The organism is Microcoleus sp. Pol12B4 (assembly GCF_036701385.1).
Taxonomy (GTDB): Bacteria; Cyanobacteriota; Cyanobacteriia; order Cyanobacteriales; family Microcoleaceae; genus Microcoleus.
The window spans coordinates 1-19,222 of record NZ_JAUBQR010000131.1 but is presented as its reverse complement, the minus strand read 5'-3'; the positions used below and the strand labels follow the sequence as shown (position 1 = coordinate 19,222).

General features: G+C 44.2%; 22 protein-coding genes. 9 read left to right on the top strand and 13 right to left on the bottom strand.

Annotated features, from left to right (window positions below; translation table 11 throughout):
• Nucleotides 1-701 precede the first annotated feature (701 nt).
• Both QUA38_RS29410 and QUA38_RS18105 read left to right on the top strand, forming a co-directional pair.
• Entirely contained in the window at nt 702-905 is a 204-nt protein-coding gene (locus tag QUA38_RS29410; RefSeq protein WP_445243221.1) for a transposase, read from the top strand.
• Between the two features lie 24 nt (nt 906-929).
• The gene (locus QUA38_RS18105) at nt 930-2,399 is read left to right on the top strand and encodes a J domain-containing protein (protein WP_333164082.1); all 1,470 of its coding nucleotides are present in this window, start codon (nt 930-932) and stop codon (nt 2,397-2,399) included.
• A gap of 191 nt (nt 2,400-2,590) precedes the next feature.
• Here the strand turns inward: QUA38_RS18105 and QUA38_RS18100 are convergent, their stop codons facing one another.
• The 3 genes from QUA38_RS18100 to QUA38_RS18090 all read right to left on the bottom strand — a co-directional run bounded on the left by QUA38_RS18100 (nt 2,591) and on the right by QUA38_RS18090 (nt 8,381).
• Nucleotides 2,591-4,288, bottom strand: a complete 1,698-nt coding sequence (locus QUA38_RS18100) for an EAL domain-containing protein (RefSeq protein WP_333164080.1) — start codon at nt 4,286-4,288, stop codon at nt 2,591-2,593.
• Nucleotides 4,288-6,660, bottom strand: a complete 2,373-nt coding sequence (locus tag QUA38_RS18095; RefSeq protein WP_333164077.1) for a PAS domain S-box protein — start codon at nt 6,658-6,660, stop codon at nt 4,288-4,290. Before QUA38_RS18095 ends, QUA38_RS18100 begins: the two co-directional genes overlap by 1 nt.
• 530 nt (nt 6,661-7,190) lie before the next feature.
• The gene (locus QUA38_RS18090; RefSeq protein WP_333164075.1) at nt 7,191-8,381 is read right to left on the bottom strand and encodes a WD40 repeat domain-containing protein; all 1,191 of its coding nucleotides are present in this window, start codon (nt 8,379-8,381) and stop codon (nt 7,191-7,193) included.
• 262 nt (nt 8,382-8,643) lie between these two features.
• Here QUA38_RS18090 and QUA38_RS18085 point away from each other — a divergent pair, with 262 nt between their 5' ends.
• The 4 genes from QUA38_RS18085 to QUA38_RS18070 are packed head-to-tail and all read left to right on the top strand — an operon-like array spanning nt 8,644 to nt 10,180.
• Complete coding sequence (locus tag QUA38_RS18085; RefSeq protein WP_333164072.1) at nt 8,644-9,018, top strand: DUF1257 domain-containing protein; 375 nt, start codon at nt 8,644-8,646, stop codon at nt 9,016-9,018.
• Between the two features lie 46 nt (nt 9,019-9,064).
• Entirely contained in the window at nt 9,065-9,391 is a 327-nt protein-coding gene (locus QUA38_RS18080; RefSeq protein WP_333164070.1) for a DUF6544 family protein, read from the top strand.
• Nucleotides 9,392-9,432: 41 nt separating this feature from the next.
• Nucleotides 9,433-9,930 (top strand): DUF6920 family protein, encoded by a 498-nt coding sequence (locus QUA38_RS18075; RefSeq protein WP_445305069.1) that lies wholly within the window; start codon nt 9,433-9,435, stop codon nt 9,928-9,930.
• Complete coding sequence (locus tag QUA38_RS18070) at nt 9,914-10,180, top strand: hypothetical protein (RefSeq protein WP_333164088.1); 267 nt, start codon at nt 9,914-9,916, stop codon at nt 10,178-10,180. The genes QUA38_RS18075 and QUA38_RS18070 overlap by 17 nt, the downstream gene beginning before the upstream one ends.
• On the opposite strand, the gene QUA38_RS18065 is transcribed toward QUA38_RS18070, so the two are convergent.
• The 3 genes from QUA38_RS18065 to QUA38_RS18055 form a co-directional block, all read right to left on the bottom strand.
• Entirely contained in the window at nt 10,126-10,422 is a 297-nt protein-coding gene (locus QUA38_RS18065) for a type II toxin-antitoxin system PemK/MazF family toxin (protein ID WP_333164085.1), read from the bottom strand. The genes QUA38_RS18070 and QUA38_RS18065 overlap by 55 nt on opposite strands.
• Nucleotides 10,423-10,469: 47 nt before the next feature.
• Complete coding sequence (locus tag QUA38_RS18060; protein WP_333164066.1) at nt 10,470-10,679, bottom strand: hypothetical protein; 210 nt, start codon at nt 10,677-10,679, stop codon at nt 10,470-10,472.
• Between the two features lie 139 nt (nt 10,680-10,818).
• Complete coding sequence (locus QUA38_RS18055) at nt 10,819-11,334, bottom strand: hypothetical protein (protein WP_333164063.1); 516 nt, start codon at nt 11,332-11,334, stop codon at nt 10,819-10,821.
• Nucleotides 11,335-11,582: 248 nt separating this feature from the next.
• Here QUA38_RS18055 and QUA38_RS18050 point away from each other — a divergent pair, with 248 nt between their 5' ends.
• Nucleotides 11,583-12,662, top strand: coding sequence for a 2-oxoglutarate and iron-dependent oxygenase domain-containing protein (locus QUA38_RS18050; RefSeq protein WP_333164061.1), 1,080 nt, complete (start codon nt 11,583-11,585; stop codon nt 12,660-12,662).
• A gap of 256 nt (nt 12,663-12,918) precedes the next feature.
• On the opposite strand, the gene QUA38_RS18045 is transcribed toward QUA38_RS18050, so the two are convergent.
• From QUA38_RS18045 to QUA38_RS18015, 7 genes are all read right to left on the bottom strand, one after another.
• Nucleotides 12,919-13,170: an AbrB/MazE/SpoVT family DNA-binding domain-containing protein gene (locus QUA38_RS18045; protein WP_333164058.1), complete on the bottom strand. Its 252-nt coding sequence runs from the start codon at nt 13,168-13,170 to the stop codon at nt 12,919-12,921.
• A gap of 166 nt (nt 13,171-13,336) precedes the next feature.
• Nucleotides 13,337-13,519, bottom strand: coding sequence for a hypothetical protein (locus QUA38_RS18040; RefSeq protein ID WP_333164056.1), 183 nt, complete (start codon nt 13,517-13,519; stop codon nt 13,337-13,339).
• A complete protein-coding gene (locus QUA38_RS18035; RefSeq protein WP_333164054.1) occupies nt 13,516-14,724 on the bottom strand; it encodes a hypothetical protein in 1,209 nt (402 codons plus the stop codon). The genes QUA38_RS18040 and QUA38_RS18035 overlap by 4 nt, the downstream gene beginning before the upstream one ends.
• 33 nt (nt 14,725-14,757) lie before the next feature.
• On the bottom strand, nt 14,758-16,269 hold the full coding sequence (gene ilvA / locus QUA38_RS18030; RefSeq protein ID WP_333164052.1) for a threonine ammonia-lyase, biosynthetic: 1,512 nt from the start codon (nt 16,267-16,269) through the stop codon (nt 14,758-14,760).
• Between the two features lie 4 nt (nt 16,270-16,273).
• Nucleotides 16,274-16,444: a hypothetical protein gene (locus tag QUA38_RS18025; RefSeq protein WP_333164050.1), complete on the bottom strand. Its 171-nt coding sequence runs from the start codon at nt 16,442-16,444 to the stop codon at nt 16,274-16,276.
• 24 nt (nt 16,445-16,468) lie between these two features.
• A complete protein-coding gene (locus QUA38_RS18020; protein ID WP_333164047.1) occupies nt 16,469-17,611 on the bottom strand; it encodes a GUN4 domain-containing protein in 1,143 nt (380 codons plus the stop codon).
• Nucleotides 17,612-17,663: 52 nt separating this feature from the next.
• Nucleotides 17,664-18,020, bottom strand: coding sequence for a hypothetical protein (locus QUA38_RS18015; RefSeq protein WP_333164045.1), 357 nt, complete (start codon nt 18,018-18,020; stop codon nt 17,664-17,666).
• Nucleotides 18,021-18,200: 180 nt separating this feature from the next.
• Between QUA38_RS18015 and QUA38_RS18010 the strand changes: the two genes are divergently transcribed.
• Together QUA38_RS18010 and QUA38_RS18005 are read left to right on the top strand one after the other, a co-directional pair.
• Complete coding sequence (locus tag QUA38_RS18010) at nt 18,201-18,323, top strand: hypothetical protein (RefSeq protein WP_333164041.1); 123 nt, start codon at nt 18,201-18,203, stop codon at nt 18,321-18,323.
• 150 nt (nt 18,324-18,473) lie between these two features.
• Entirely contained in the window at nt 18,474-19,028 is a 555-nt protein-coding gene (locus QUA38_RS18005; RefSeq protein WP_333164038.1) for a GNAT family N-acetyltransferase, read from the top strand.
• The last annotated feature ends 194 nt before the right edge of the window (nt 19,029-19,222 follow it).

The following is a 19,222-nucleotide window of genomic DNA, read 5'->3' as shown; positions in this document are numbered from 1 at the left end:
GATCTTAAGCAGTAGAATTTCTTTTGGCATAAGCCCTGGCTTATGCAGTCTTATTAGATGATCCTGGATGTCGAGTTCCATTTTATTGAGCATAGGTAAGTTGCTAGATACTGCACAGTAAAACAAGCTCCAAGCGGTTACTAAGCCAATACATATTGCGGGACGATATCTGATAGTGTTCATTATATATTTCTATTATTTATTTATTTAGGTGGCTCAGTCCATATAAAATTGTTGGCTTGAGTGGGATTCGGTTTAAAGTTACAGACAAATCTTGTGAACACTGTCTCAACCGCCAACGATCCAATTTTGTGCTAATCGTTCTCTCATAGAGAGTACCATTCATATAAAACCCGTATATTGAGCGGACATTATTGCCGTAAATTTATAGTTTCAGTTTAACCGAGCCTCCTTGTCCAATAGCATCAGTAATTCGTCCAGCCCCAATCCAGGCTTAGGTTGCTGTGGCTGGGATATCTAACAGACTCAATAAAAATAAAGTTTGGCATACAATACGAGATGCAAAAGGAAGCATGAGCCATTTATTCTGAGTTCAATAGTGCAATTCTGACATTGGCTTTTGAGGGCGAATTGTCTTCTCCAGTATATAGCAATTCACGGTTTGGTGAGGTACACCTAAATAGCTGTAAATCTTATAGAACCCATTGGGAATCTGTGATGATGAGCTAAGATCAGAAAAAATGTCGTACTCCCGCAGCTTAAGCGATAAAGAGTGGGAACTCATCGAGCCATTATTACCACGAAACAAGAAAACCAGACCGCGTACTCAGTCAAAGAGAGAAATCTTGGATGTTATCTTCTATGACTCGCAAGCGGTAAACCCACGGGTGGTCAGAAACCGGGCTTGTTGCATCATAGTGCGTTACACCTCGCAGAAACGGTAAAAAACCCGGTTTCAGAAGGTTGTGATGCGTAAGTCCCAATCTCAAATCTCAAATATCAAATCGCTTGACTGTGCAGCTTGGCTGAGAATAGTAGAAGATGTTAAGTACGATTCCCTGCGGGATAGCTTCGCTTCACGCAAATTTACCAACAACTGCCGATCGAAGCCTATGGGTGACATTAACCGATGCTACGAAATCCTCGAAATTGATCCGGGAGCTTCCTTAGAAGAAATTAAGCGCGCTTACAGGGATTTAGCGTTTGTGTGGCATCCCGATCGGTTTGCCAACAACGACCGCCTGCAACAAAAAGCTCAACAACGATTAACAGAAATTAATCAAGCTTACCAGCAGTTGGTGTTGTTTCTGAGTCAGCCTGAATCATCGAGGTCGATCGAAAAACAGTTTCAGCAGCCACCGCCCCCTGCGCCGGAAAAGCCGCTGAGAAGGCGTTCTGGAAAATCAGCCGCCAGGCCTGGTTCCCAGCGCCGTCAAACCCGCCCAAAAGCCGCCTCCAAAAAATTTCTCACTCACAAAAACTCTTCAAGCAAGAAACTATTTACCACTCACAATCGCCAAGCGTGGCGGGGCACAAAGCAACCAGGGCGAATCGTTGCGAGGGAAGCACGGCCATCTCAAAACTATCGAAAGCTTGCCTCGAAAAGGAAAACAGAATTTTCAACTCAATACTCAAAACCGCGAAGCGCGCCGAGGGAAGTGCGGCCATCTCAGCACTATTCAAGCTTCCCTTGGTGGCCGCTGGCAATAGCTGTAGCGAGTTACGCTTTGACCGGTTGGATTTTGACTGTATCAGCCGCCCCGCTGTGGATGTGGGCTTTAATCTGCGGTGCAGATTGGCTGTGGGCCGCGATTTTGCTGGCGGAGGGTTCAGCAACGCCTAGGGTGTGGCTGGCGGCCTTAGTTTTGGCTGGGGCGGTGGGGGGGTCGATCGCCGGTTTTCAGGCGGGAGGAAGGGTAACAGGGGCGGCTTGGGGCGCCGTTGGAGCTGGATTGGGGGCGATCGCCAGTTCCGAGGCCGAGTCGCGGGCTGTGGCTGCTGTTTTGGCGGTCGCGGGAGTGCTGACAGTGGTGGGATTGATGGCTGGAACAGTTTCTGGCAATTGGGTCAAGGCGTTGGTGGCGGCCGTCTGTTGGGGGGTTGTTGGCTTGATGTGCGGGCTGGCGGCGGAAGTAGGTGGGAATTCTGGCGGCCCCGTTGGGCTCTCTGGTGCGATCGGGCTGGGGATTGGGGCGTGGGCTGGGGCTTTTGCTGGGGCGGGATCGGGGGCGATCGTCCAAGCCTTAGCTATCGCCGGGTCTAAGACTGTTTATGGGGCTTGGGCTGCGATCGGCATTATTGCTGGAGTTGTGGCGCGAATGGTAGCCGCAGAAAGGTTGATCCACACTAGCAGCGGGCTTTACACGGTTCTCCTGTTTGTGGCTACTTCGGGTTTCGGGCTGTGGCTGGGAAGTTGGTTGGGCGATCGTATCTTTTAAATTAGTCATCAGTCATTAATCTTTAGGCAAAATTACCAATTACCAATTACCAACTACCGCTTCCCCATTATTCTATTGTTTAGCAACGACTAAGACGATTAGGATGTTATTTGCTGACACTCTTCCCTCTTCCTTCTTCCTGACATCCGTTACATCTTGTACAGTGCTCGTTGCCGAACTTCCTTCTTCCCTTAGCGAATCCGTTGCCGAACTTCCTGCTTCCTCAAGCATAAATCCCAGGACTTATGGCTTTTCAGCAGCGCTTCAAACTCAGCCCTTGGTAAAGCCTGACTGAAAAGATAGCCTTGAATTTCGTCGCATTCGTGTTCGCACAAAAAATCAAGTTCTTGCTTATTTTCTACCCCCTCAGCAACCACCGTCATGTTCATGCAGTGTGCCATTTGAATAATCGCTATTGTTATCGCTGCATTTTGGCGATCGTCTGCAATGTCGCGAATAAAACTCTTGTCTATTTTTATCGCATCAAACGGAAAGAGTTTGGGATAACTCAAAGAAGAATATCCCGTTCCAAAATCATCAATTGCTATCCTAATCCCCTGATCTTTCCACACCGTAAAAGCTTTAGATGCTGCAATTTCGTCTTGCAAAACCAGACTTTCGGTCAGTTCTAATTCCAAACACTTGGGATCGAGACCACTTTCTGTTAATATCTCCCTGACTCTTTCCGTGAAATTTTTGCGCTCGAATTGACGGGCGGATACGTTAACTGCCACTCGGAGGGGTGGTAAACCTGCTCTTTGCCATGTTTTAGTTTGCCTGCAAGCAGTCTCTAATACCCATTCACCCAACGGTGCAATCAAGCCCATTTCTTCAGCCATGGGAATAAATTCCCCTGGGGAAACTCGCCCCCGCTCTGGATGATTCCAGCGGAGCAAAGCTTCAGCCCCAATAATTTTACCTGTTTTAATTTCTATTTGCGGCTGATAGTAAATTTCAAACTCTGAGCTTTTTAAAGCATGGCGCAAGCAAGTTTCTTGAAGAAGTGTATTGATGAACAAATTAGCATTCTTTGCCGTATAAAAATGATAAGTATTGCCGCCTTTCTGCTGAGATTGATACATTGCTATATAAGCATTTTTCAGCATTTCATCTCCGTCGATGCCGTCACCGGGATACAAGCAGATACCCATACTAGCAGTGACATAGACTTCACAATCTTTGACAATCATACCTTGGGATACAAGATCTAAAATGTTTTGAGCAATCTTTGCCACATCCTGTTTTTCTGCAACTGGTTTAAGAATCAGCGCGAATTCTGCCGCTTCCAAACGAGCAACAATATTAATGTTTTTCATGCAGTTATTTAGCCGCTGGGCGATGGTGCAAAGCACTGAGTCGCCGATATCGTGGCCCCAGGTACTGTTAATGCGGTTGATTTTATCTAAGCTAAGCGTGATAACTGGAACGAATCCTGACAATTCTTTTTGACCATCTAATACTCGACTTAACTTTTCTCGCAAAAATGAACGATTCGGCAGGTTCGTCAAGCTGTCATACTGATGTCGGTAGAGTGCCAGTTGAATAGTTGTGTGCAAGTTTTTTTCTTCAAATGGCTTGACAATATAGCCGAACGGTTTTGTACTATTAACTCGTCGCAAAGTAGTTTCATCGGCATAAGCTGTCAGATAAACTACGGGAATTTGAAAGCGCAAGCGAATTTCTTCTGCTGCTGTAATGCCGTCGATTTCTCCTTGCAGGTTAAGATCCATTAAAACTAAATCCGGGCGCAACTTAGCTGCCGATTCAATCGCTTCTTCTCCCGAATAGACCATGCCAGTTATTCTATATCCTAGAGATATCAAACTGTCGGAAATGTCTTCCGCAATGATGCTCTCGTCTTCAACTATCAGAATTTTTTTGTAAGACACTAATTTTTTTCCTCAGAGTGCAATTTAGGTTGACAAAAGGTTATTCTAAAAGTTGTGCCAGCAGTTTCTAACAGTTCTATTCCCCCCCGGATTTGCTTGACTAAAGACCCGACGAGTCGCAAACCCAACGTTCGGGCTTTTCGATAATCTAAGTCTTGAGGAAAACCAATTCCGCTGTCGCTCACGGTTAGCACGCAAAGTCGATTTTTTTCCAAAGTGAAATCTATGTTAATTTTACCTTTAATTTGCCCTTTAAAAGCATATTTGAGAGCATTTGTCACAAGCTCGTTGATAATTAACCCGCAAGGAACTGCCGTATCAATATTAAGAGAACACGGCGCAATATTTGTTTGCAACTTAACGCCTTCTGCATGAATTTCATAAGCTTGGAATAAATTGTGTGCGAGATTTTGGATATATTCAGCAAAATCAATGTTTGACCAGTCTTTGGAGTGATATAATTGTTCGTGAACCAGAGCCATTGATCTGACTCGGTTTTGACTTTCTTTTAACATTTCACTAACGCGGCTGTCTTGAATGTAGCGAGACTGAAGTTTCAGCAGGCTAGAAATAACTTGGAGGTTGTTTTTGACGCGGTGGTGAATTTCTTGGAGAAGGACTTCTTTTTCGGCGAGGGAGGCTTTGATTTGATCCTCATCCCGTTTGCGCTCAGTAATGTCGCGTACTACAGCTTGGAGAAATTTTTGCCCGTTAATTTCCATTGCGTTTAACAGAACTTCTGCGGAAAATTCTGAACCGTCGAGTCGTTTGTGTACCCAGTCAAAGCGACAGCTACCTGTTTGCATTGCTGCCGATATTCTCTGTATTGCTAGACTGGATGAGTCTTGTCCACTAGGCTGAAATTGTGGGGAAAAGTCGCTCAATTTCTTGCCGTAAAATTCTTTTGTGTTGCTACAGCCAAATATTTTTAAGGTAGCGGGGTTGCAGTCAAAAAACTCCTTTTCGTCAAGCAACATTACTGCGTCGCTGGTGGCTTCATAAAGGCTACGAAATTTGTGTTCTGATTCTTGCAGCGAGCATATCAATTGGTTTTTTAGAGCTTCTGCACGCTTGCGGTCGGTAATGTCTATTCCTACGGAAACCGCAGCAGTTCCCTGATGATATTTCTGAGCTACTATCAAATAGTTGTGGACTAAACCGTTAATTTCAATGTCTATTTCTTGCCAGGTTTGCTGAGATGAACTCTCAAAAAAAATTCGGATCAGTTCTCCAAAAGTCGAGCCTTTCTCGAGAAAGTTTATTTCTTGACCGACAAAGCTTTCAGGAGATAGGTTGAATGAGGTTGCTAAGTGCTGGTTGACTCCAATATACCGCAAATCTGAACTGATCCAAGAAATCAGTCCCGGTACGGCATCCAAAACGGCGCGAAGTTGGTCTGTAGCTTGTTGGAGTGCTTCTTCCGATCGCTTGTGATCGCTAATATCTGTCGCCGTTCCGCACAAGCCTAAAATAGCGCCGTTTTCAGCTTGGTTGACGATGCTGTTGACACGCAGGTGGACGGGAGTACCGTCTTTACGAATGTGTACTGTTTCGTAAGGATAATTAGCGGTTTGTGGCTGAATTTTGGTTCTGGCTAAAAGTTGAGCAAATATTTCTCTTGGTCTACTTCCTTGATATGGAACTAAAAAATCGGTGAAGCGGCGTCCGATCATTTCTGCCGGTTCGTAACCGTAGATGCGTTTGGCGGCGGAATTGACAAAAGTCAAGAGGCCTTCAATATCGATAGACCAAATCAATTCTTGGGAGGTTTCTACGAGGTTATGGTACTTTTTTTCGCTTTCGGCAAGTGCTGCATTGAAGAATTTCGTCTGCTGCTGAAGTCTCTCTTCTAATTCTTGATTTGCCGTCTCCAGAGTTGCGATCAACTGCTCGCGCTCGCTAATTTCAGTAGAAACACCCACTGCCCCAACTACTTCGCCGTTTCCATCTCGCAGCGGTGCCGATCGAATTTCGTGAATAAAATGCCTCTCTCGGACGTTCCAAGTGCGATCGTTTCCTGCTAGTACCTCGGCAATATTTTCTAAGATATCTGGCTGGCTGCTGTAAACTTCAAAAATCGAAAGCCCGACAGTTGCACCGGGTTTGAGTCCCAATTTTTCTAATCCTTTTCCTGCTGCAAGGGTCAACTTGCCTTCTCTGTCTGTTGCCCACAGGAAAATTGGGGCACAACTGACAGCGGCGTGAAGGGTTTCGTTGGCTTGTTTGAGCCGATCGATTTCTGCGTGAAGCAGTTCCTGGGTGGTGTTTAATTCTACCGTTAGTCGATCGGCTTTTTGCTGCCAACTGGCAGCAGTATCGCACATTTCTGCGAGATTGCGGGAACGACAGATGGATTGGTTGCAGTGTGACATGGTTACTCTAGGGCGCACTGTATATTTAACCCCAGCCTATCTTTTAAGCATAAACTTTTTAAGTCAAATATTACAATTAGCAGGAATACTCATCCGACTAAGATGCGATATATTAAAGCTACTTTAAAGGATTCAGAAATCGTGGCTAGCTCAGGCTTTTGGGCGACAGTTCACAAATTAATAATAAGCTGAATAATGCCTGCCAGTCGGTATTTTCACGGTAACTATTTGTAGTATTGCAAAAAGAAGTTCCCCAATCTTCGGCTCGCACAAGAACTGAGATTGTAAATTTATTATATGGTTTTGCGTAGATTCACGCACCGAGGAAGAGGGAACCGCGAAAATTGCGCGAAAATTGAAATATAGGCAGCGCCTGAATGGTTAGGAGGTACTTAATTGGTGGAAATCATGAGGTCGATTCCATCTTCTTTCAGCCTTCAGCCTTCTGCCCTATTCCCTATTCCCTATTCTCTATTCCCTATTTGTTCCATCCGCTACATCCGTCGAGCGAATCCGTTGCCGAACTTCCTTCAATTAACTCCCCAAATTTTGACAGTTTTGTCTATACTACCACTGATAATAGTTTCACCATCGCTGCTAAAAGTAAGACAAGTAACAGAGCTTTGATGTCCGCTGAGAGTGTAAAAATTTTCGCCCGTACTGGCTTTCCAAAATTTGATATTACCATCGGCACTAGCACTGACAACAGTCAGTTCGTCGGCACTAAAGGCGATCGCATTTATCGAGTTAAAATGCCCTGCCAAAGTGATTGAACTATCTGGATTCGATAGCTGCCGGAGTTGAATATTTCTGTCCCAGCCCCCAGTAGCCAAAGTCTGCCCGTCTGGGCTTAAAGCCAGACAATTCGCGTAACCTTTAATTGTTTGGAAGCCTTCTCTGCTGCGGAGGTTCCACAGCTTAATTGTACCATCAGAACTGCTGCTAGCGAGAGTTTGTGCGATCGGGCTGAAAGCAAGACTAACAATTCCTGCTTTATGAGATCCCCAAGTTAAATGACTGCCAAAAGTACACATTAACTTTCCCGTCTCTAAATTCCAAATTTTGATAGTAGTATCTGCCGAACCTGTGGCGATAACTTGACTGTCGGGACTGATGACAATTGCGCTAATTTCCCCTTCATGTCCGAGGGAAGTATGCTGCAATTCTCCTCCTTCCCAAATTTCGATCGCGCGGTGTTTCGGAATATTTCTGCTCCTCACAAAAACTTCGCTTTCTTGGCAAAGGACAAAAGTTTCTTGAGCGCGGGGATACTTCTCAACAGTATAGAGTATTTCTCCTGTCTCTACATCGCAAATTCTAATTATTTTCCCGTGCAAACTCGCCGTGCGATATCCTCCGGGACTAATCGCAACATTTGTCCCAGTTTTTACACTCCGGATGCAGTCAAAAAGCTTGTAGGGCACGAAGTCTTTTAAAGCTTGGCGCACTAGAGGTTCTGTCCTCGCTCGCAAAATTAAATAAGCAACTCGCTGCACTTCTGTTACGGGGTCAAGCAGCGCCTCAATTGCTAAATTTAAACCAGCGCCTCCGTATTTAGGAGCATCTTTAACAGCGGCAATCCGCGACTCGATACTAGGACTGTTGAAGCGCTGGTTGACTCCGGCGATGCCTCCCAAAACTGCGCCGGCGATCGGGATTTGACTTTGACCGCCGAGGACGGCATCATATTCTCTGGGTTGGTTAGAATTGTCTGTCATCATACGATTTTAGATTTTAGATTTTGGATTTTAGATTGAATAATTGGATGAGTAAAAAAAGCGAACTTACGCACGGATAAATCGGGGTAATTGTTATCGGATACTCAGTTGTAATTTTCTGAACCTATGAATCAGGGGGCTTGTAACCTGGCTGCTTTCGGTGACGCTCAAACCGCGTTTAAGAGCGCAACTTCTAACTGATTGACGGTTGGAGTTTATAGTATTATAATCAAATCAGCGTTTCACACAAAAATCCGAAAGTGATATGTCACACTTCACAACGATCAAGGTTCAGATCAAGAACGGCGAACTGCTGCATCAAGTGTTGGAAGAGTTGGGTTATCAAGTAGAGTGCAATGTGCAGGTACGGGGTTATCGGGGTGACAAAACTAATGCCGAGTACGTGATTCGGCAATCCAATGGTTACGATTTGGGTTTTCGCCGCAGCGGAGAGGATTACGAATTGGTAGCGGATTTTTGGGGCGCTCGAATTAACCAGCAGGAATTTGTCAATTCAATTAGTCAAAAATACGCGCGAAAAAGTTTGATGGCGGCCGTGCATTCAGAGGGTTTTAATGTTGAAGAAGAGGAAACTTTGGCAGATGGAACGCTGAGAGTTGTAGTGGGTAGATGGGTTTAAGACTCGCGCTTGATTAACTCGTTTTTAGGTATCAAGAGGAACCACCATGTGCCGATCGCAGATCGTACTAATTATCCTCGCGCTTGTAGTTGGCATTGTTGGGGCGATCGCCCTTGGAGCATACCGCTGGCATCTCGGTACCAAGGAACTGCGAGCGAATCTGGAAGCTGCACGCTTGCCGATTAAACCTCTCACATTTGATGCGCGGGAAATCGCCGATTTACCCCAGCCCGTGCAGCGCTACTTTCGCGCGGTGATCGAGGATGGACAACCGCTAATTGCAGCAGCGCGGGTTTCCCACGAAGGCACGTTTAACATGAGCGAAACCGCAGAAAAATGGAGCGCCTTCACCTCACCTCAACTCAACTCGTAATTACTCAGCGCCCTGGCTTTGACTGGGACGGGCGAATTGCGATGATGCCCGGTATCAATGCGTTCGTTCATGATGCCTACATTACTGGCGAAGGCATCCTCCATGCAGCGCTGCTGGGCCTGGTGACTCTGGCGGATATCCGCGGCACTCCAGAAGCAGCACTTGGGGAACTGATGCGCTTTTTCGCGGAGGCTGCTTGGTATCCTACGAGACTGCTGCCGAGTCAGGGTGTTCGCTGGGAGGCGATAGACAATTCTTCCGCCAGAGCAACGCTACAGGATGGCGACACTACTGTTTCCCTGGATTTCCGCTTTGATGAAGCAGGGCTAATCGCCACTGTCCGCGCCGAGGCCCGCGCCCGTACAGTTAACGGCGGGCTGGTGTTTGCGCCCTGGCAAGGCCGCTTCTGGGACTACGAATTGCGAGACGGTATGCGGATTCCGCTCTCCGGTGAGGTGGCGTGGCAACTGCCTGATGGCTCGCTATTGCCCTACTGGCGCGGCCGCATCACGAATATTGCCTATGAGTTTGCACGATGATTCTAGTTTGTGTTGTGAAGTTGCTTTGCGATTGTTAGATGAGTACGATCGCGCCGATCGCCAGTGGATCGATACTGTACGAGTTAAGATAGATGCTGCTGTTGCCATGTCCGAACATACTCCACCGATTGATGGCGAAACCTTTATTGCAGAGATGTGCGATCGTTTCCGGCAAGTAAGCAAGAGTAAACAAGGCTATACTAATCGAAATGCTTGTATGATATTTGCATTCAATTCCTGCATTTGCTGACTTCCTAACTCGCCCAATCGTCTCAGTATTAATCTCTGTTCAAGACTGACAATCCGAGTCACTCTAACTTTAGAAGATACTTTTAATCCCGTGCTGAGAAATTCGGCATCTGAAGCATTTAAAGCAAATTTATCTAAACTTAGGCTAGTGACATTTTGCGAAGAAATGAAGCAGATCGTAATTTCATCTATGGTTGAACTTGCCCACAGCCATAAAGCCGGACGTAACTTTTTATGACTCAAATCTGTAAAGGTAAATTCAGCTAAAACAATATCTCCTCTTTTTAGCTTCAATAAATTGGTTCTCTATTTTCAAGGGTGTAAATATCAGGTTCGTCGTCCAGGAATTGAAATGCTCCTCCGCTTTGGGCTAACCGGGTTATTTCCACAGTAGAAGGATAGGGGATGTTATTAAAGAGTTTTGCTTTTATTAGCAATTGCTCCTCTTCTGAGAGTCTCTGGATGATTTGTACTAAAGATTCAATGAGTTTTGTGTTCATAGCTGAAAATATTTGGAGATATTTTATTTTACTTCAACAAGGCAACCTTCGATGATTATAACAAAACAACTAAGAGCGTGAAGCGAAGCTATACCGTAGGGAATCGCCCGATCCAGTAAAATTCGGAGATAGCACAGATTTACTCCTCGAAGTCCATCTGCTTAACCTGCTCTAAAGGTATATCTAGCGCTTCTGCAATTTGCTCGTCGCTCAAGCCAAACTGCCGTAATTTATCTATTGTTTCAATCTTAGTTTGATTTTTGCTTTCCTCCTGCAAGTCGGGAGTTTCCGGCTGACTTTGATCTGGGGTAGGAGTAGAGAGACTAGGGCAATTGTTAATATAGCTAATACCAATAAATTTTTGATTATTTTTATTAACCAAAGTTGTTATATTCTGATTTATATATCGTTCTAGGACGGATTCAAGATTACTTTTTTTAACTTGTTCACCAAACACCTCAGATAACATTTGCAAAAGTTCGTGACTAGCCTTTTTAACGTGCTGGGAGCTATAACCATAAGTTTCTGCAACGTCAGCATATCTTTGACGCTTCAGTATTCCCGCCAGAATCCCCCGCTGCAAGTTATTTAGATTTTTGCCTGTCTTGGCGCAAACAGCTTGATCGACAAATTGCAATATCTCAGGACTGTCCATAGGTGGGATGGTGAGATAGAATGGTTACTATACCCAACTTTTTCCAGCTTTTTCCAACTTTTTTGGCTTGACAGGTGGTGAGCAAGCTATGTATATGTATTTATAGATAAAAATACATATAGCGGTTCTCACAAAGATGGAGTAAGCCTAAACCCAGTTTGCTCAAGCTTTTTAATTTGAAATCTCTACCTCATCTATCCAATAACTGCTATATACATCTGACCCATAAATACCAAGAGAAAATCGAAGTGTCTAATTTGCAAATATTTCATCTGCCCGAATGTATCACTGGAATACAATCCGATATTGACATAGCTCGCCAGATGATTCAGGCATGGAGAAGGGACGGTATCTTTCACGTGGCGATGAACAAAATACAGGAGCGAAAGAGCGAGAGAACTTTTGCCGCGAGCAGGCGGTTCTTTGGTATGCCTCTGGAGTCGAAATCTCAATTCATTAGCGATCTTACCTACAGTGGGTATATTGCTTCGGGCGAGGAAGTCACCGCTGGGGAGTCCGATTATTCCGAGATATTCACTGTTTGCAAAGATGTTCCACTAAATGATAGGCGTGTACAAGCGCAATGGCCTTGTCATGGTCCGGCGCCTTGGCCTGATGAGGACTACCAACAAAGCATGAAAGCATACATGGACGAGCTAGGCTCAATCGGCGAGAAATTGCTGAAACTGACGGCCCTGGGCTTGGAACTGGATGACATTAACGCTTTGAGGGAATTGACCAATGATGGTTGGCATCATATGCGCGTATTGCGATTCCCGGCGTTATCTCAAAAATCAACGAGAGGAATCGGTGCACATACTGATTACGGCCTATTGGTGATCGCGGCCCAGGATGATGTGGGTGGCCTCTATATACGTCCACCAGTTGAAGGGGAAAAGAGAAACAGAAATTGGCTGCCGACTGAAAGTATGGGAGGTATGTATGAAAATGAGGAACCCTGGATATTAGTGAAGCCTGTGCCAAGCGTACTAACGGTGTTTCCAGGCGATATTCTGCAATTCCTCACCAATGGCTACCTCCTCTCAACACCACATAAAGTCAGGCTGAATACGAGGGAGCGATTTGCTATAGCCTACTTCCACGAGCCGAATTTCGAGGCTTGTGTCCGCCCTCTTTTCGCTCCCTCAAGCGATGAGCATATCCACTACGGCTCGCACTTTACAAATATGTTTATGAGGTGTTATCCAGACCGAATCACCACACGCCGGATTATTGACGAAAACCGCTTGTCAATTTTAGGTGTTTTGAAAAATGAGGGTCTTCGTCGTTTGACGACAGTGAAAAAAGCCATCGAATTGCAGAGATAAGAAGCAAAGTTTTTCGGTAGCAGGGATAACGATGCTTTCACCATAGCGATCGTCTTTATCCATGTATCCAGCTTCAAAATCAGTGCGCGATCGCCTAGTGAGGTATAATTGCAGTAGTTCCCTTGGGCAAATTGGATTCAGCAATATCTTCTTTTAAACTCACTTCCGAAAATATTTAAAATTGCATAATTCACGCTACTTGAAGATTAACTCCATCGGCTTGCCTCTAGAGTTTCCTGTGCAAATATTCTACGCATCAAGATTGTTTCTCCCGCAAAATCGCCTCTCTCTCGGCTTCTAAACCAGCCAATAAATCAGTCAAAGCCACATTTTCATTTTCCATAATCGTTGCAATCCGATCGATTAATTGGGGAGCTTGAGCTTGTTTGGGAGCAATCACAATCAGATTACCTATTGGGAGTAATACCAGCATATCTCCCTGATTAACATTGAGAGAATCTTGTAAAAACTGGGGAATAGTAATTTCCCCTCGCTGTCCCAGAACCATGGGAAATTATTGAATCTCTACATCCGTTTCTTGTGAAGTTATTGTCAGGACTTTAACCTCAGCCTTTAGTGTTAAGTTGTTAAGATTCTTTATTATAGCAAGGTGTGGGCATTGTAGGTTTTGCCCGATCGCCCTAACCAGAAAACCCAAGTGCGATCGCCCGCAACTACCAAATAGTTTCAACGTAAGGAATATCATACGGCCGCGCGATAGTTGCATCATGCAGGCGATCGCGCGGCAATTGCTCGATCGCCTGCATGATGCAACGATCGGTCAAACAACCGGACTCAGTATTGAGGATGTGCGGAATTTGCGATCGCAATGAGATTTCTTTGCCAACAATAATCACAACTGCAAAGCCCCAGACACCTTGGCATTTTTAACACTTGAAATCCGAATCAAAGACCCTGATTTTACAGCAATCTTAGGTTTCCATTCATAAACCCCATCGCTAGTCGCGCGGTTGGCTATGCTTTCAACCAACTTATTCTCTTGATACAGCTCAATCTTGACCTCATCCTGAATATTGTCTCTCCACAAAATCAAATAAGGTTTATTTGCTTCTACCTGCACTTTTCCTGCTGGTTGAGCCAGCAATATTTTTGGTGAAGATCTCTGAGATTTTCTATTCCTAAATCCTAAATAGTGCGGCAGTTCGCGAGTGGCAATATTATTAGATTGAGGCAACATAATCTCCCCGACTTTAGGATTGAATAGGTAAGTTGAGAGTCCGCCGTCGATCGTCACTATATCCCCTTTCACTCCGAATTCTCGCATTAACTTAGCTGCTGCGTCTAATGTCGCTTCATTAACTGTGATAATTGCCAGCAATTCATTACCATTGCGACCATCTTTGTCCAGCGTACCGATCACGTGATACCTATTTGCGGGATTTTTAGATATGAGTTTAGCTGGATGGTGCTTGTATTCGTAAGTGACAACTGCATTTTGTACTTCTTTTTGATTCAAGGGCGTTCCGGTTTGCGGTTCGTAATTTGTGATATATGTTTCTCGATCGTTCCAGACCAAAGCTTTCAATCGAATATTTTTATACTGCCCATCTTTGGGTTTTTTGACGGGGCCGTAGAGGCCGTTACCGCCAGTAATAACTTGACCGTTAAATTTGATAGGAAAAGATAGCTGCGTGCTGCGTTGGTATTGTTCAAAAAAAGAACAGTTAATCACGGAAAAAACACCAGTACCGTAAAGTTTTTTGTATTCTCCTGTAACTTCAGAAAATAACTTGCTCTTAAAGAAAGGACTGTAATATTTGTTTTCTCCCTGATAATACAATCCTTTATTGAAAGCCATCCGATCGACCTCTCCAATTAGCTGGTCTATTTGCATTTTTTGGACGTTAATAACTTGCAAATAAGCCAGATTTCCGTTGGGTAGTTCTTTTTTGTACAACTCTGCACCATCTCTGGTATCCACAGGTTGAAAATAACTGACTGGGCTGGAAAGTTGTTCGATCGCAAAATGTGCAACTGCTGCCACAACAGCAACAGCAAAAATCATCAAAAAAAACGGCAATATTTTTTTGATCCTGTTCATAAATATTAATTTGTTTCAAGACCACAAACCAAACTATCTTAAAAATAGCTTATACGCCGGATTTTGACTCTCATCCCCATACTGATAGCCCAGCGTATCCAAAAAAGCCTGCCATTCCTGCATCTCATCGGGCGGTACTTGAATTCCCACCACAATTCGCCCGTAATCGGCGCCATTATTTCGATAGTGAAAAACGCTGATATTCCAGTTAGGGCTCATCGAACCGACAAACTTCATCAACGCACCCGGACGTTCGGGAAATTCAAAGCGATAAAACAATTCATGATCGGCCAGCATCGAACGCCCGCCCACCATATGCCGCACGTGCAATTTCGTTAATTCATCATCAGTTAAATCCAAAGTCTTGAAGCCACAATCTTCAAAACTTGCCGCTATCTTAACCGCATCGGCACGGTTTTGAATTTGTACACCGATAAAAATATGTGCTTCTTTTTCATCCGCAATTCGATAGCTAAATTCAGTTAAATTGCGCTTGCCAAGACACTCGCAAAACCTGCGGAGACTTCCCGGTTGTTCGGGAATTGTGACTGCAAAAATGGCTTCGCGGCGTTCGCCAAACTCGGCTCTTTCTGCTACAAAACGCAGCCGATCGAAATTCATGTTCGCGCCGCAAGCCACAGCAATTAATGTTTCTCCTGCGATTTGTTCGCGTTCGACGTAAGCTTTCGCACCTGCGATCGCCAAAGCGCCAGCAGGTTCTAAGATCGATCGCGTATCTTCAAAAACATCCTTAATCGCCGCGCAAACATCATCCGTATCCACCAAAATAATCTCATCCACATACTCTTGACACAACCGAAAAGTTTCCTCCCCCACTTCCCGCACAGCAACGCCGTCAGCAAATAAACCCACCTGCGACAAACGCACCCGTTTACCCGCTTTCAGCGATTGATTCATTGCATCGGAATCCACCGGTTCGACGCCGATAATCTTAATTTCCGGCCGCAACCGCTTGACATAGGCCGCAATTCCCGAAATCAATCCGCCGCCGCCAATTGCCACAAAAATCGCGTGAATTGGTTTTTGATGTTGCCGCAGAATTTCCATGCCGATCGTACCCTGTCCAGCAATCACGTAGGGGTCATCAAAAGGGTGAATAAAAGTCATACCTTTTTCGGCCTCTAATTGGCGCGCAAAGGCGTAAGCATCATCGTAAGCATCCCCATGCAAGACTACCTCTCCACCACGGGCTATCACCGCATTTACCTTCACCTGCGGCGTCGTTACGGGCATGACTATGATCGCGCGAGTTCCCAGGTGGCGGGCGGCGAGGGCGACTCCTTGGGCGTGGTTGCCGGCGGAAGCTGCAATGACGCCTTGTGCTAGCAAATCCGGCGACAGTTGCGCCATTTTGTTGTATGCACCCCGCAGTTTGAAGGAAAACACCGACTGCATATCCTCTCGCTTCAGCAAAAGTTTATTGTTGAGCCGTGCTGATAGATTCGGGGCGGATTCTAGGGCTGTTTCTTGAGCAACATCGTAGACGCGGGCGGTGAGGATTTGTACCAGGTAATCGCAAAGCATGGGGTTAGCAGGTTGGTTGATGCCGGATGGTGGGATAATTGTACGGCACTTGTGCGATCGTTATGTCTAAATTTTGGGGCGGTGGTTGGGCTAATCGTAAGTTCTCGATCAGAACTTTTTCATTTTGGAAATCAACCGCTGAAAACGAACTATCGCCGTTATTTTGTTTAGTCATCTGGGAGAATAAGTCATGCTCAACTTATTCATCGATTAACCAATGTTCTAGCCATGATGGAATAAAGGAAATTTTGTAATATTCACGATCCATTAGAGCTTTGAAAATAGTTGTATTCAAATGGTAATAGTTAGAAGAGCTACTAGAATAATAATAGGGATCTTGAAACATCAGGATAGCAGGTAAATGTCCCTGTGGTGCATTCAGAGAGTATTGTAGATCGCCATGATATATACGGTTGCTCTCTCTGTTCCAGCCAACTCGATCGATAAATACATTGTACACAGAATCATCAATCCAATATTTTTCCCCGTTACTGTTATAGATGTTCAAAATTTGAAGCCAAATATTTTTCTGAACGCTAAGACCAAACCTTCCATCACTAAATTTCACCCAAAGTCGATTGATTTTTCTAAGGTCTTTTGGAGGAATTTGATTGATATCTATGTACGTATAACTGCGAGATGGCATTAAGTTGTATATAATATTTAATGTCTCTTCATCAGCCTCTTGCCATTTCCTTGCATCAAGTAATTCGTACAGTTTCTTGTATTTTCCCTCTATAACCAGAATAGAGTGTCGGGAATATTTTGGAGACTCTTCAGTGGCAAAACTTACGATTCTTTCAGCCAACTCATTCTCATCAGGTACTCTGGTGTCAGAAATACCTAATTTTTTATTCCATCTAAAAAATTTTGCTTTAATTTTAGAATTTCTGCGTATTTGAATTTTTAATTGATTAATCACTTGTTTCTTAGCTGTTCCGGCATCATCTCCTTGATTTTGAAGTTGATTTAATATCTCTTGAATTTGAGCAATAAATTGCGATAAATCCTGATTTAAATATATTTGATTGCCTTGTATATTGATACAATCACCTTGAATCTGTTCGTGATAATTACCACCCTGTGTACCTATATTCCGATTGTTAGCATACATCCTATCCTCGTTACTATCCTCATCACTATTTTCATCGTAAGGAATTCTCAAGCTTTCTTGCTTAAGTTGTAGTTTTAAAATATATAAAGAACACCCAACTACAGCGCTCGCAATAGCAGTGCATATTAGAATGAAAAACAATGTATAATTCCACGCAAACGTAATACCCAAAATAACTAACGATAGCCCGATAGCATAGTAAAACATTTTTGGGGGGATCTTACTCATTATTAATCTTTTAACTTATAAATTTCACACGCTCCCCGTTAACTATTTTGCTTTAAAATAGTGGAATACCTGCTAATTTAGCAACATTTTTAAATATTTCTATAGTAGCTTCACCTATTAATCCATTAGCAGCAGCCTCACCCAAATAATGAGCTATTTTAGCTAATTTACTCCTAGTAATAGGGTCATTATTAGCTTGATTAGCTAATTTATTTGTAACTTCTTCTTGAGCTTTTTCAGGTGTATATCCCTGGGTTTGAAGCTTAGTTAAAAGTTCCTCGATTTGAGTGGCAGCTTGAGATAAATCTTGACTTATATTTATATGATTGCCTTGAATATTAATATTATTTCCATGAATGGATTCATTATAAGCACCGCCACCTGTATTGATAATTCTATTTGCGCTCATAAAATACCTCTATATTAAGACTTTTGCATTATACACGATGGCTACGCCCATACGCAACTGGTCATCGACCGAAAAAGCGTCATCGGTGCAAGCTCAATTCGCCAACTTATTCCAGCAGTCAAGGATCTAGTTACTTAAGCAGATCACATTTTGAGAAAAATTTTACATTTCAACTATACTATGGTAGCATTTTCAGGATTAGCCACGACACTCAAATCTAGCAAACTAGCGATCGCAAATTATCTCCACAGAATATCGATCGCCCTTACCCGATCGCAAAATCCGATTTTATGGCAAAATTAGCCTAGACTGAAATATGAAAGCTGGCGAGCGGGCAAGCTGTAGCGAATGTTGCGCTCGTGAGTCCTGACTTCGTTTTTGTCGTTTACCCCGGTTATAAAATCCGGTTTGCGAGCGTATTAGTCCGTAATCCTTGATTTAGTATGTAAATTCATGAACGTACAAATTACAGATTTGCGTGCGGTTGACGAGCCAAAAATTCAACAGGTAGCTAAATTAATAGTTGAAGGTTTTAAAGAGCATTGGCCCGATGCTTGGCCCGATCTAAAATCTGCTTTGCAAGAAGTGCAAGAATCTTTAGGAGCCGATCGCATCAGTCGAATTGCTGTCGGCGACAGCAATCAAGTTTTGGGATGGATTGGCGGGATTAAACAGTATGACGGTAATGTTTGGGAACTGCACCCGCTGGTAGTGGGAACAGAATTTCGCGGACAAGGAATTGGTCGATCGCTCGTAGCTGATTTGGCAGCAGAAGCTAAAAACCGGGGAGGGATCGTGCTGTGGGTTGGTACCGACGACGAAGACAATCAAACAACTCTTTCAGGCATCGATCTTTATCCTAACGTTTGGGAACACGTCGCCAAAATTAGAAATTTGCGCGGTCATCCCTACGAATTTTATCAAAAAATGGGTTTTGCGATCGTCGGAGTGATGCCTGACGCGAACGGAATTGGCAAGCCAGATATTTTCATGGCAAAGCGGTTGTAAAGTTTAATGTTGGTTCTAAATTTACTGACCGGTGGCTTGCCAATCCAACACTTAGCAAAATTAGTTGTTGAAAGTTTCCCAGAAAATCTGTCTAGTCTGGACGTGCGAACCCCGTTCGAGGGTCGCTAATAAACAAACCCAGAACTAACGAATCCATCACCGTATCCCAGACAGGAGTCAAACGCTCTGCATCG

Excerpts from the sequence above, each read along its gene's own strand:
- QUA38_RS18025 (WP_333164050.1), bottom strand. The coding sequence starts at position 16,444 with ATGACTAAACAAAATAACGGCGATAGTTCGTTTTCAGCGGTTGATTTC.
- QUA38_RS18070 (WP_333164088.1), top strand. The coding sequence starts at position 9,914 with ATGAGTTTGCACGATGATTCTAGTTTGTGTTGTGAAGTTGCTTTGCGA.
- QUA38_RS18020 (WP_333164047.1), bottom strand. The coding sequence starts at position 17,611 with ATGAGTAAGATCCCCCCAAAAATGTTTTACTATGCTATCGGGCTATCG.
- QUA38_RS18015 (WP_333164045.1), bottom strand. The coding sequence starts at position 18,020 with ATGAGCGCAAATAGAATTATCAATACAGGTGGCGGTGCTTATAATGAA.
- QUA38_RS18005 (WP_333164038.1), top strand. The coding sequence starts at position 18,474 with ATGAACGTACAAATTACAGATTTGCGTGCGGTTGACGAGCCAAAAATT.
- QUA38_RS29410 (WP_445243221.1), top strand. The coding sequence starts at position 702 with ATGTCGTACTCCCGCAGCTTAAGCGATAAAGAGTGGGAACTCATCGAG.
- QUA38_RS18045 (WP_333164058.1), bottom strand. The coding sequence starts at position 13,170 with ATGGTTCTGGGACAGCGAGGGGAAATTACTATTCCCCAGTTTTTACAA.
- QUA38_RS18085 (WP_333164072.1), top strand. The coding sequence starts at position 8,644 with ATGTCACACTTCACAACGATCAAGGTTCAGATCAAGAACGGCGAACTG.
- QUA38_RS18055 (WP_333164063.1), bottom strand. The coding sequence starts at position 11,334 with ATGGACAGTCCTGAGATATTGCAATTTGTCGATCAAGCTGTTTGCGCC.
- QUA38_RS18105 (WP_333164082.1), top strand. The coding sequence starts at position 930 with ATGCGTAAGTCCCAATCTCAAATCTCAAATATCAAATCGCTTGACTGT.
- QUA38_RS18075 (WP_445305069.1), top strand. The coding sequence starts at position 9,433 with ATGATGCCCGGTATCAATGCGTTCGTTCATGATGCCTACATTACTGGC.
- QUA38_RS18035 (WP_333164054.1), bottom strand. The coding sequence starts at position 14,724 with ATGAACAGGATCAAAAAAATATTGCCGTTTTTTTTGATGATTTTTGCT.
- ilvA (WP_333164052.1), bottom strand. The coding sequence starts at position 16,269 with ATGCTTTGCGATTACCTGGTACAAATCCTCACCGCCCGCGTCTACGAT.
- QUA38_RS18090 (WP_333164075.1), bottom strand. The coding sequence starts at position 8,381 with ATGATGACAGACAATTCTAACCAACCCAGAGAATATGATGCCGTCCTC.
- QUA38_RS18010 (WP_333164041.1), top strand. The coding sequence starts at position 18,201 with ATGGTAGCATTTTCAGGATTAGCCACGACACTCAAATCTAGCAAACTA.
- QUA38_RS18095 (WP_333164077.1), bottom strand. The coding sequence starts at position 6,660 with ATGTCACACTGCAACCAATCCATCTGTCGTTCCCGCAATCTCGCAGAA.
- QUA38_RS18080 (WP_333164070.1), top strand. The coding sequence starts at position 9,065 with ATGTGCCGATCGCAGATCGTACTAATTATCCTCGCGCTTGTAGTTGGC.
- QUA38_RS18060 (WP_333164066.1), bottom strand. The coding sequence starts at position 10,679 with ATGAACACAAAACTCATTGAATCTTTAGTACAAATCATCCAGAGACTC.